Annotated in this window: 13 protein-coding genes; 8 read left to right on the forward strand and 5 right to left on the reverse strand. The window is 37.2% G+C overall.

Features of this window, described 5'->3' with window-relative positions:
• Positions 1–26: 26 nt before the first annotated feature.
• From AC1DDK_RS04535 to AC1DDK_RS04545, 3 genes are all read left to right on the forward strand, one after another.
• The gene (locus tag AC1DDK_RS04535; RefSeq protein WP_477633860.1) at positions 27–1,370 is read left to right on the forward strand and encodes an APC family permease; all 1,344 of its coding nucleotides are present in this window, start codon (positions 27–29) and stop codon (positions 1,368–1,370) included.
• Between the two features lie 40 nt (positions 1,371–1,410).
• The gene (locus AC1DDK_RS04540; RefSeq protein WP_288879579.1) at positions 1,411–2,760 is read left to right on the forward strand and encodes an MFS transporter; all 1,350 of its coding nucleotides are present in this window, start codon (positions 1,411–1,413) and stop codon (positions 2,758–2,760) included.
• Positions 2,761–2,867: 107 nt separating this feature from the next.
• Positions 2,868–4,178, forward strand: coding sequence for a DEAD/DEAH box helicase (locus tag AC1DDK_RS04545; RefSeq protein WP_172661024.1), 1,311 nt, complete (start codon positions 2,868–2,870; stop codon positions 4,176–4,178).
• A gap of 279 nt (positions 4,179–4,457) precedes the next feature.
• Here AC1DDK_RS04545 and AC1DDK_RS04550 read toward each other — a convergent pair whose 3' ends face one another.
• From AC1DDK_RS04550 to AC1DDK_RS04560, 3 genes are all read right to left on the reverse strand, one after another.
• The gene (locus AC1DDK_RS04550; RefSeq protein WP_048903852.1) at positions 4,458–5,189 is read right to left on the reverse strand and encodes an acyl-CoA desaturase; all 732 of its coding nucleotides are present in this window, start codon (positions 5,187–5,189) and stop codon (positions 4,458–4,460) included.
• Positions 5,190–5,255: 66 nt separating this feature from the next.
• A complete protein-coding gene (locus AC1DDK_RS04555) occupies positions 5,256–5,753 on the reverse strand; it encodes a cupin domain-containing protein (RefSeq protein ID WP_337715874.1) in 498 nt (165 codons plus the stop codon).
• Between the two features lie 95 nt (positions 5,754–5,848).
• Positions 5,849–6,439, reverse strand: a complete 591-nt coding sequence (locus AC1DDK_RS04560) for a hypothetical protein (RefSeq protein ID WP_172661025.1) — start codon at positions 6,437–6,439, stop codon at positions 5,849–5,851.
• A 134-nt stretch (positions 6,440–6,573) separates the two neighbouring features.
• On the opposite strand from AC1DDK_RS04560, the gene AC1DDK_RS04565 reads away from it, so the two are divergent.
• The gene (locus AC1DDK_RS04565; protein ID WP_288879574.1) at positions 6,574–6,882 is read left to right on the forward strand and encodes a hypothetical protein; all 309 of its coding nucleotides are present in this window, start codon (positions 6,574–6,576) and stop codon (positions 6,880–6,882) included.
• Positions 6,883–6,988: 106 nt separating this feature from the next.
• Positions 6,989–7,489, forward strand: coding sequence for a DinB family protein (locus tag AC1DDK_RS04570; RefSeq protein WP_288879572.1), 501 nt, complete (start codon positions 6,989–6,991; stop codon positions 7,487–7,489).
• Positions 7,490–7,582: 93 nt separating this feature from the next.
• Here AC1DDK_RS04570 and AC1DDK_RS04575 read toward each other — a convergent pair whose 3' ends face one another.
• Together AC1DDK_RS04575 and AC1DDK_RS04580 are read right to left on the reverse strand one after the other, a co-directional pair.
• Positions 7,583–7,942, reverse strand: coding sequence for a response regulator transcription factor (locus AC1DDK_RS04575; protein ID WP_172661028.1), 360 nt, complete (start codon positions 7,940–7,942; stop codon positions 7,583–7,585).
• Positions 7,943–8,041: 99 nt separating this feature from the next.
• Positions 8,042–9,361: a DUF3887 domain-containing protein gene (locus AC1DDK_RS04580; protein WP_337715875.1), complete on the reverse strand. Its 1,320-nt coding sequence runs from the start codon at positions 9,359–9,361 to the stop codon at positions 8,042–8,044.
• A gap of 157 nt (positions 9,362–9,518) precedes the next feature.
• Here AC1DDK_RS04580 and AC1DDK_RS04585 point away from each other — a divergent pair, with 157 nt between their 5' ends.
• The 3 genes from AC1DDK_RS04585 to AC1DDK_RS04595 all read left to right on the forward strand — a co-directional run bounded on the left by AC1DDK_RS04585 (position 9,519) and on the right by AC1DDK_RS04595 (position 11,898).
• Entirely contained in the window at positions 9,519–10,199 is a 681-nt protein-coding gene (locus AC1DDK_RS04585; protein WP_172661030.1) for a response regulator transcription factor, read from the forward strand.
• A gap of 238 nt (positions 10,200–10,437) precedes the next feature.
• Positions 10,438–10,932: a hypothetical protein gene (locus AC1DDK_RS04590; protein WP_172661031.1), complete on the forward strand. Its 495-nt coding sequence runs from the start codon at positions 10,438–10,440 to the stop codon at positions 10,930–10,932.
• A gap of 36 nt (positions 10,933–10,968) precedes the next feature.
• The gene (locus tag AC1DDK_RS04595; protein WP_172661032.1) at positions 10,969–11,898 is read left to right on the forward strand and encodes a bestrophin family protein; all 930 of its coding nucleotides are present in this window, start codon (positions 10,969–10,971) and stop codon (positions 11,896–11,898) included.
• The last annotated feature ends 285 nt before the right edge of the window (positions 11,899–12,183 follow it).

The following is a 12,183-nucleotide window of genomic DNA, read 5'->3' on the forward strand; positions in this document are numbered from 1 at the left end:
TTCAAACAAATTAAATCATGCTCAATATGCGACCTGAAAAACAGCTCTCCATGCTTGACTTATCAATGATCGTTGTAAGTCTGGTAATAGGGATGGGCATCTTCCGCACACCCGTTAATGTAGCTGCAGGAGCGCAAATACCAGAGTTATTTTTTTTAGCATGGATTGTTGGAGGATTAATTGCTCTGTGTGGAGCTTTAACTTATGCCGAAATAGGATCTCGTTTTCCGGTTACCGGCGGGTATTATAAAATATTCTCTGCATTTTACCATCCTTCCATTGCTTTCGCCATCAACTGCATCATAGTAGTTTCAAATGCCGCTTCAGTTGCAGGTGTTTCAATTATTGGAGCTGAGTATTTAAGTAAGATTATTTTACCCGTTGAAATGCAAACCGAGTTTTCAAGAATAGCTATTGCAGCTATTTCTATTGGTCTGTTTTACTTCATCAATTTATTGGGACTAAAAGTTAGCTCTAAAACGCAAAACGTACTTTCGTTAATAAAAATAGGCATGGTGCTTATATTAATTGGCGCTGTGTTTATGGGGCCGGCAGCAGTAAGCTCTCCTYCCACTTTCAACACATCAGGTTCAACTACCCCAACCCTGTTTGATTATGGCAAGGCCCTGGGCATCTGTTTAATCGGCATCTCTTTTACCTTTGGCGGATATCAGCAAACCATCAACTTTGGGGGCGAAACAAAATCTCCGGGTAAAATTATCCCCCGCTCAATCTTTACCGGCTTAGCTATCATTTTTATACTTTACATGGCAATTAATTACGTATATGTAAGGGTCATAGGGTTTGAACAGCTAAAAACAGCCGAAAGCATTGCTGCAATACTTGCGGGAAAAATCTTTGGTCCCATAGGTTTTACTGTGTTATCCTGCTTAATTTACCTTTCTGTTTTAGGCTATGTAAATGTCAATTTACTAAGCAATCCACGCGCTATGTTTGCCATGGGCGAAGAGAAAGCATTACCTGCAATCTTTACTAAAAAGAGCAAAAAATCGGATGTCATGTTTGTGAGCTTAACTGTATTCACAATCATCTCTATCATTACATTGTTTTACGCTCAAACATTCGACAAAATCCTGAACTACACCATATTTTTAGATTGTATTGGTATGGCTACTTCCGCGGCTACCATATTCTTTTTAAGAAAGCGAACCCCCCATCTTGATAAAAATACCATTTACAGTATGCGCCTGTATCCCTTAATGCCATTAATATTTATTGCCGCCTATTTATTTGTAGCTATCAGCATTTATGCCGACGATCCGCAAGCCGCAATAAATGGTTTATTGATCTTTGCATGCTTTATTATCATCTATTTCATAAACCGATTTTACCAAAGAAACCGAACATAGCAACCAGAATTAACAAGCTCAATCCATCACCCTATATAAAATGCCGATAAAAGAATTACCCTTTAAAAAAGAAATTGCCTATGCAGCAGGAATGATGGGCTGGAGCATCATGACCAACATTATTATAGTTATGCTGCCCTATTTTTATCTTCCTCCAAACAATTCAGGACTCACTCCGCTGGTTCCCCAATTATTGGTATTCGGTGCCTTTAATATTTTATCACTCATTGCTGCATCCGGCAGATTGTTTGATGCCATATATGACCCGTTCATTGCCTCCGTCAGCGACGCCAGCGACAACCCAAAAGGCAGGCGCATTCCTATTATGAAATATGCAATAGTGCCGGCAGTGGTATGTTGCTCACTGGTTTTCTATCCTATGGTTAAGGGCGAAAGCATTACCAATGCCTGGTGGCTTACCATAGTACTTGCTGGTTTTTTTATTTCGGTTACCACCTATATTATTCCTTATAATGCACTGCTTGCTGAATTAACACACAGTGCTGATCAGAAAGTCAAACTATCTACCTTTCAGCAGGTGGGCTTTGTTTTAGGGATGATAATTGGAGCCATGTGCAATAATTATGCTGATCTGATACAGGATGTTTTTAAAATCACAGACAGATCCGAAGCCCTGCAATACACCATCTTTTGCCTCAGCATATTCTCTGGGCTGGTTATGATCTTACCGGTTATGTTTATAGATGAAAAAGAATATACCGATGCCAAACCAACGCATATCGAACTCATACCTGCACTTAAAAACACATTCAGAAACACCAATTTTAAGTATTACCTGATCTCTGATTTCACTTACTACATTGCCCTTAGTATCATTTCAAGTGGCCTGCTTTTCTTCGTTACCGTATTATTAGGTCTGCCGGATTCTGATGGCGGTAAATTTATGGGTACCATGGTAATTCTATCACTCTGCTTTTATCCCTTTATTAATTATGGAGCCAAAAGGTTTGGCAAAAAGCCCCTGGTACTAGTTGCATTTGCGATACTCAGCTTAATATTTGTCACCATTTATTTCTTAGGGCACCTGCCCTTTTCTCCTGCCGTCCAAATGTATATACTGGTAATATTTGCGTCTTTCCCTTTGGCGTCTTTAGGCATTTTACCTAATGCTATTTTAGCTGATATTGCTCAAAATGACACAAAAGAAACAGGAGAAAACCACGAAGGGATGTTTTTTGCCGTTAAATATCTCTTTGTAAAATTAGGCCAAACTATGGGAATAGCCATATTCGCTATGTTAACCGTATATGGTAAAGACCCTGGAAATGATTACGGGCTGCGTTTAAACGGGGTTGTTGGCTTTGTGCTTTGCGTCCTGGCCCTCCTGTTTTTTAGTCGTTTCAAAGAAAACAAAGCTTCTGATTTATAGCCACATAGCTATAAAACCGGGATATGAATAAAAGCCGGAAGTTTATATGTACCTTTGCAGCGAGGTGATATTCTTTTGCCTCTATTATACATTAAAATACAAATACATTGTTATTCGAAGAATTAAACCTGATTGAGCCAATTTTAAAAGCGCTGCAAACAGAAGGTTATACACAACCTACCCCAATACAAGAACAATCCATACCATCCATACTTCAAAACAGAGATCTGTTAGGGTGTGCACAAACCGGTACAGGTAAAACTGCCGCATTTGCTATCCCAATGTTACAGTTGCTTAGTAAACCTCACACCAATACGAAAATACATAAAGCGATAAAAGCATTGGTATTAACACCAACACGTGAGCTTGCCATACAAATTGAAGAGAGCTTTAAAGCTTATGGAAAAAACCTGCCTTTAAAACAACTGGTAATATTTGGTGGTGTTGGACAAAAAGCACAAACAGATGCGCTACACAGAGGTGTCGACATTCTTGTTGCTACTCCAGGAAGATTACTAGACCTGATGAATCAGGGCTTTATCAACCTGCGTGATATCGAGATCTTTGTTCTTGATGAAGCCGACAGAATGCTTGACATGGGTTTCATCCATGATGTAAAGAAGGTTATTGCTAAATTACCTGTTAAAAGACAGACTTTGTTTTTCTCGGCTACCATGCCAAAGGAAATCCAGACTTTAGCCAATACGATCCTTACAAATCCAATTAAGGTTGAGGTTACCCCTATTTCATCTACAGCAGAAAAGATTCAACAAGAGATCTTTTATGTAGAAAAAAACGACAAGAAAGATTTATTGCACCATATTTTAAAAGACAAAACCATTCAAACTGCATTGGTATTTTCTCGTACAAAACATGGTGCCGATCGCATCGTAAAAGACCTGATCAAAGTTGGTGTTAAAGCCGAAGCCATCCATGGTAATAAATCACAAAATGCCAGACAACGTGCATTAACCAATTTCAAAGCTAAAACCACACGTATATTGGTTGCTACTGATATTGCCGCACGGGGTATTGATGTTGATGAATTAACTCATGTAATCAACTACGAGCTGCCAAATATACCTGAGACTTATGTACACAGAATTGGCCGTACTGGTCGTGCAGGCTTAAGTGGTACTGCGCTATCATTTTGTGATTCGGAAGAGAAAGAATTTTTAGACGATATCGAGAAATTGATCGGCTTAAAAATACCTGTTACCGAAGATCACCCTTTTGCGATGAGCTGGCAAAGCCTGATGTCAGGTGCTGCTGCTGCAAAATCAAAAGGCAAAGCTAAGCCATCAAGAGGACAACGCCCCGAAAGAACAGAACGTCAGCCTAACTTAAGCGGTGCAAAAAGAACCCCAAGCAGTGGAAGCAGACGCTGGAGCGGCAACAACAAAAAGAAGTCAAATTAAATGATCTGTTTTCGGGTTGCATTAATTTGCGCTGAAGAAGCGCAAAAGAACGCTAGGCCCTCTTCCAGACATTGAATTTGTAGGAAAAAAATAAAAAAGGGCAGGATCTTCGAAAGAAGATCCTGCCCTTTTTTATGAGGTTTATCTTTTACATTGTTAATAACTATATCTAGTATTACTAACTCTAAAGGCTATTCTGATATCATTAATCACTACCATTTAGTGTAACCGTTCACAAGTGTTTGTAAAAGTTCACTGCCTTTCGTGCTTTTACTACTCTTAATTTGACTTTCTCAACTTAATAATCCTCATCCAGTGCATCACTTTCATGAGTGGATAAGTAGGATCAAACTCAAACCATTTTGAGGCAAAATTAGGGCTATTAGGTTTTTTGTGGTGGTTGTTCTGGAACAGCTCACCCAGCATCAGAAAATCAAGAGGCAAAGAGTTTTTGCTGTGATCATCATTATCATGATTGGAATAACCGTATTTATGTCCACACCAATTTACAATCGCACCATGAAGAGGTCCCATTAAAAAGTGTATTGGCAACAATAAAAACATCCACCATGCGGTAGCAAAAGTTACATAAAACCAAATGTAAAAGCTAATGAACACAAGACGTGTAATCCAGGAATCTCCTATCTTATCAATAAGTGGCCATGCAGGATAGTTATCACGAAACTGCTCTTCAGGCTCATGGTTATATTTTGAATAATTCAGATAAATGTTTTTTGTCTGAATCATCATGCCCCAAACATCTTTTACAAAATGTGGAGAGTGCGGGTCTTTTTCTGTATCACTAAAAGCATGGTGCATACGATGTAAAATCGCATACGCTCTTGGATTTAAGAAAGACGACCCTTGAGACAAAAAGGTAATTGCGTAAAAAAACTTCTCCCAAAAACCATTCATTTTAAACATCTTATGCGATGCATAACGGTGTAAAAAGAAGGTTTGAGAAAAAAGAGACAAAAACCAATGTGCCAGAAAAAATAATAAAATTATCATATAAGATATTAACGAGTATTATAGGTGTTTAGATACAATGATGTCATTAAATGACAGGAAGATGCATTATCTTCCGAAGTCGTCCTGAACCCTTACAATATCGCTCTCATCAGATGGCTTAGCTGGGTCTGTGTGTTGCCAGATTTCTGAAACAATACCCCAGTCTTCTAAACCTATTAAACGGTGTCTTTCACCTTGCTTTAATTTTATGCTTTGTCCGGGAGTTAATTGTTTTACTTCCCCCTGCTCATCGGTATCACTTGTGATCACACCAACAGTACCGTTAACTACTCTCCATATTTCAGCACGACGGTGGTGATATTGCCACGACAAACGTGTATTTGGAGCAACGATTAATATTTTAGGACTTAGTTTACCTGAAATTTTAAGATCATCAACATTTAAACCTTCAAAATAAACGTTTGCAAATTGCTGCGCCTGTTCTTCATCAATTACAAAAAAACCTCCCCACGGACGGGTCTCATCACGGTTAACTACATTAAATCCTTCAATCTTTAAGCGCTGTGCTACGCCTTCGAATATTTCTTTTTTCTGATCTGACATTTTATAAGTGGTATATTTTAAATCCCAAACTTACTTAAAACTGCTTAAGCTTTCATTAACAGAGACAAAAAAAATCAAAAAAACCAATAAAAGAGTTAATCTGTGAGCTTATCTATATCACCCAGATCAGTATTTAAGTCTATTATAAGATCGTATAACAGCGAAATATTTTTATCATCAGGATTTATCTTGCCTCTTAACAAATCCGAATACTTATCCAGAAACTCATCATACATATCCTCTGGTATTTCAACTTCATCAAGTTTAATTTGGCAAGTGGTATGATACAGCAGTTGCGAAATAGAAAAATAAACTGCGTTTAAATTGTAGAGCAGGTCTTTGTAACTTTTACTTTCCCAATCAATAATATAAGTATAGTAATTATCGGAAGCCAGCAGATTATACTCTTCATTTTCCATTACCTCCATTTCGTCAAGATTATTTATCAGAAAATAGGTTTTAGAACATTTTATTACCTTATCAATAGACCCAAGCAAAACGCGTACAACATCATCATCAACAGCCTCCAGCAGTTCAAAATCATCAGGTGAAATAGAATCGGGCTCAATCAGGCCTTTTAAATCCGATAGGTCCTTTTCATAAGCAATCATAAAGCCATTCTTGCAAAGCTCATTTATAATAAAACTCAATACATGTGGTACAAGTCCTTTAATGCTATCTTCCAAAATGCTAACTTTTAGATGCTATTCGTTGAAGTTAATTACTTCTCGACATATTACAAAATAAAAGATTATGTCCTATTTCAATTTTGTCAATCGTCTATACATAAAACAACTTTTAATTTAATTAACAGAACATCATGAAAATTGTCAAAGTAACTTATACTGTAAAGGCAGAATTTGCCAAAAAGAATCAGGAAAACGTAAACGAATTTATAACCGATTTAAGAAACATTAAAGATTCAGGCATTCGCTATTCATCATATCTTGCCGAAGATGGCAAAACATTTACGCATATTTCGATACATAAAAACGAAGCTGCCCAACAAAACCTGTTTAACCTGGAATCTTTTAAATCATTTCAAAAGGAAAGAGATCAAAGATTGGAAATTGAGCCGCACATCGATTTTTTGGAACTTGTGTCGTCATCTTTTGATATATTTAACTAGTCACATCGCCTTATCAACCGGTCGCAATACACCCTGTATATTGCCGTATCTGCACCTGTTATCAAAAGCTAAATGGATGTAACTTTAAGTTATAAAATCAAAACCCATGAAAACAGAAACCTTAAACAAAGTAACAGAAACAACAAACGAATTATTAAATGTCGTTTCCGCGCTATCAGAAGAGCAAATAAATAAAATCCCTTTTGAAGGTAGCTGGACTGCAGGGCAGGTTACAGATCACATCTCACAGTCCTTTGATGGGGTAATAAAAATAGTTAATGATAAAGCAGTACCAACCGAGAGGGCACCGGATAAAAAGGTAGAGCTCATTAAAGGTATATTTTTAGACTTTACGACTAAAATGAGTTCACCAGAGTTTGTGCTGCCCGCTCAGCCACCTCATAAAAAGGAGATATTGGTCGATAATCTAAAGTCCTTAACAAAACAGATGACTGATGCAATTAATAAACAGGACTTATCTTTTATCTATACAGATTTTGAGATTCCGGGATTTGGAAAATTCACAAGATTAGAGTGGATCAACTTTCTTATCTATCACATGCAAAGGCATACACATCAAATCAAAAACATACAGCAGCTGGTATAAAAAAGAAGAGGGCGGGTATCCTAAAGCAAAATGACATAAATAAAAAAGATGATCAACTTTGATCATCTTTTTTATTTATGTCTGTACTTATTATTACGCCAATTGCGAATTAATTCGTTTTACAATGTAATCAATATCAAATGGCTTACTGATGTAATCATTAGCCCCTGCATCTAAACTTTTTTGTTTATTCTGATCATTTGCAGACATCACTATAATTGGAATGTGTTTAGTAAAAGGATCACTTTTCAAATCACCACAAATGTCAGTACCATCGCCATCAGGTATCATTACATCTAAAATGAAAAGATCTGGCACACTGTCTTTTAATTTACTTTTAAGCTCAGTAAATGTAGAAGAAAGCTGTAATTCATACCCCTCATCTTTAAGGAGAACACCAATTATGTACCTTATATCTTCATCATCTTCAAGTATGTGTATTCTTTTTATCATAACGGATCTTATATTAATATGGTTTCCGCTAATGCTAGCAACAATATTGCCATATATGACAAAACTGCATATAAATGTTACTTATTAGTAAAAAATAACTTACGGTTTGGCTTTTATCCAGGTAGCGATATCTGTTATCAGTACATCAGAAACGCTTACAGGAGTTCTGTACTGCTCCATTGAGCCTTTTTCCGTTTGAGGACTTAAAAGGTGATTAAGTTCAGGATACAATTTTACCATAGCGCCTTTTTTCTTACCTATAGCAGTGTTCCATAAATTGTAATCAGTAGTTGAAACCTGAAAATCGTTTCCACCCTGTCCAACAAAAATACGCTGTTTTGCTAATTTCTTTGCCGCAGCAACCTGGTCGTTTACATTTATATCAACCCAGTAAGAAGCTGGCAAACCCAACAAAACAGAATCAGCCTTCATGGTTCCAAGCTTAGTTATTCTGGTTACCTCCAACTCCTTAATTACCGTATCAAGTGTTTTCTTGCCTGCTGCCGAGGTATCTTTTGAAAGGCCAAACATATATTTGTTTTGCTCAACCAAAAGATCTGTAAACTTCCTTGCAGGCGCAGCAAGCATTATAATCCCATTTAAATCGGGCGCCAAAGTAGCTATTCTTGGTGCAATCATACCTCCAAGGCTATGTCCAAGCAAATAGATCTGTTTCTTGTTTACTGCAGGTAAAGTCTTTGCAAGTGCAATTGCGGCAAGCGCATCGTCCATCACTTCCTCTTTAACGGTAAAAGCCTTTCCAAACTCACCGGCATAAATCATTGTTCTTTTTACATAACGAATAGAAGCTATTCCTTTTGATGCCAAACCAAGCGCAATATCCTTTAACGGCTTATTAGGGCCAACAGTCTCATCCATATCGGCTGGTCCGGATCCATGAACCAGAACCACAACCGGGTAACTGGAAAGCTTTTTCGGCACAGTTAACATGCCAACCAAAGTATGTCCGGGTGTTTTAACATTTATTTCAGTTTCCTTATATAAGGTCGTATCTGCATAGGCCGGGAGTACGTAAGTAGCTGCTGTAGACTTTGGTTGAAGAAAAAAACCAACTATCTTTTCAGCTTTATTGAAGGCCAAAAGAAAATTTTGATCATCATTAGTAAATTTCCCTTCCATCGTAACCACAAAAAACTCTCCCTGGGTTTTACTGCTGATCACATCTAATGTTTCAATTTTACCAAGTTTCTCTGAAATTTGCGTCCATAGCTTTTTTAGATCCTCTTCAGGAACTTTCGCCTGAAAAGTACTATCAAGATATCCGTAAGCGTCTGTATACTTTTGGTCTTCCAAAAGCTTAAAGAAATCCTGTGAACGACCTAATAAATTTAACACACCCTGTGAGAACGCAGTTGTTGTAACAAACAACGCAAAGATTAATAGAATTACTTTCTTCATTTAAATAATAATAATTGATTTTCAGGTCTTTCGTTTAGAGACTTCAAACCAAAGCTAGCATTATTTAGTAAAAAATACTTTTAATGTAACTTTTTGCTCCTAAAATCTGTTTATTGACAGGAATATTATATTTTCCCCATTTGAGAAAACAAAGTATATGAAGATACTATTGATTGAAGATGAACCCGGTCTAATTTCTGTAATGGTTAGAGGATTAACGGAAGCCAATATGGAGGTAAGTGTTGCGGCCGACGGAACTACAGGATTAGAAATGGCAGTAAAGCACCAATTTGATCTGATTATTCTCGACATCATGCTCCCCGGCGTTAATGGGATACAAATTTGCAGGGAAGTGCGTAAAGTCAATAAAAACGTGAGCATCCTGATGCTAACAGCATTGGGCAGTACCGAAAATATAGTAACCGGATTAGACAGCGGAGCTGATGACTACGTTGTTAAACCATTCAAATTTGCTGAGCTGGAGGCCCGTATAAGATCGCTGGTAAGAAGGAGAAGTACACCAGGCGAGGCTGGAAACAGCATCCATATTGCCGACCTTGAATTGGATTTTAATTCCAAAACCGCCAAAAGAAACGATAAACCCATAAGTCTCACTGCAACAGAATATCGCTTGCTCGAATATTTTGTAAAGAATGCAAATAAAATACTTTCGCGGATACAGATTCTCGAAAATGTATGGGATATCGACTTCAATATGGGCACCAACGTGGTTGATGTTTATGTAAACTACCTCAGAAAGAAGATAGATAACGGGACCGGGCAAAAGCTTATCCATACCGTTTTTGGAATGGGTTATATATTAAAAGAAGAAGCTTAACGAGGTTAAATTCTAGTGCCAGTTTGCGGTGCCAAAGAAAATTTATACCCAAATTTCTAATCAAATTCTAATAAGTATAAAAAACCCATCAAACAGCCCACAAAAACACCCTATAAAACAACAACTTACACATATAATTAAATATGATTTTCTAATCAAATTCTAATTTACCTCTTATCCCCTTTTAATCATTGGGGCCTAGTATTGCAGTATAACATTAACCATTAATTATTTAGTTATGCAAACAATACTTATCCCCACCGATTTTAACCCTGCATCGGTAAACTGCATCCCAACGTTATGCAAACAATTACCTGAACAGGAATTGAACTTTATTTTTATCCATATGTTCAAACTTTCCGACAGAATGGGTGATCTTTTAATGCTTTCCCGAAGGAACAGGGAATACAAATATGTAAGTCAGGAATTTTATGATCAGTGCGAACTCATGAAACAGACTTACTCCTTAATTAAAGCAATTAAAATAGAGTTTTTTTATGGAAGTACAGTAGGCATGTTTCGCGATTACCTTGAAAACGCCGGAGTTAATCAAATTCTTGACCCCTCTTTTTGCTCCACCGGTAAACTGAACAGTAACAGCATTGACCCTGCTTTGTTAGTTCAGCGTTCGGGCACTCCTGTAATCCATATTAATACCAACACGCCTGTTGCCGAGCTTCCAAAAAGAAAGATCATACTGGAAGCCGAAACATTGGAAACATTGTTAGCCTAAACTTAACGGCTATTACTTCACCTAAAAATTAATCCTATGCTATTAAAAGAAAATATTCCTATTAGCTATATAGCCGGTAAGATTCGTAAAGAGATCATTCTTGTAAGTGCCTACGCTATTTTAATAGCAATTGTATATAATAACTTTCATTTCACAAGGATTTCCATTCCTATTGCCGTTCCCACTATACTGGGAACGGTAATCTCTCTGTTGCTTGCCTTTAAATCTAACCAGGCTTACGACCGCTGGTGGGAAGCAAGAACCATTTGGGGGGCAATTGTAAATGATACCAGAAGTTTAACCCGGCAGCTGCTCACTTTTGTAGATACTCCTTACAGCTCGGCCGACGGAAAAGCATTTTGCGAAAAAATGGCAAAAAGGCAAGTAGCATGGTGCTATGCACTTGGCAGACATTTAAGGCGTCAGGATATTATGCCAGGACTCGAAAAATTACTTTCCGAGGAAGATTACAATCATATTAAAAGTTGTAATAATATCCCATTGGCATTGCTGGAACTGCAGGGGTTTGATCTCCGAAATGCACACAAACTGGAATGGATCAATACCTACCAACAGGTGGAAATAGATAAAACATTAACGCGTTTTTCCAACCATATGGGAGGCTGTGAGAGAATTAAAAACACCATTTTTCCGGCAACTTACAGTGTATATATTCATTTCGCTTTAGTCCTTTTTATCATGTTACTGCCATTTGGCCTGATAGAATTCTTTGGCATTGTAGAAGTACCATTGGTGATTGCGATATCCTGCTCTTTTTTTCTGATAGAAAAAATGGCCATTCATCTTCAGGATCCTTTCGAGAACAAACCTACGGATACGCCAACTACTACAATTTCCAATAACATTGAACGTGATGTGAAACAAATGCTTAAAGAAAACTACAGGCAAGAGGAAAAGCACAATACTGATTTGCTGATAAAATCACAATTGTTTTATATTCTATAAAATCATAGGAACTCATTTCGTTTTTCTCTAGTGAAGAAAGGAAAACAGCATGCACTCAATCTTTGTTGATCATCGCTGTTTTCCTTTGCATTTCCAATTCCAACCGAGGCTAGTAGCAGGCATCAATCAAATTTTGCAGATACGTTGTATTTATGCTGCATAAATTTTGCTATTTTATTGTCTCACCAAAAGAATAGCAAAAGAGAAGCAAAACAATAGCAAAAGAAAATTGTATTATAAACTTATTTTTTATTACAAAAAGCTGGAGTTATTGTATAACAATAG

Source organism: Pedobacter sp. 05T44 (genome assembly GCF_056395985.1).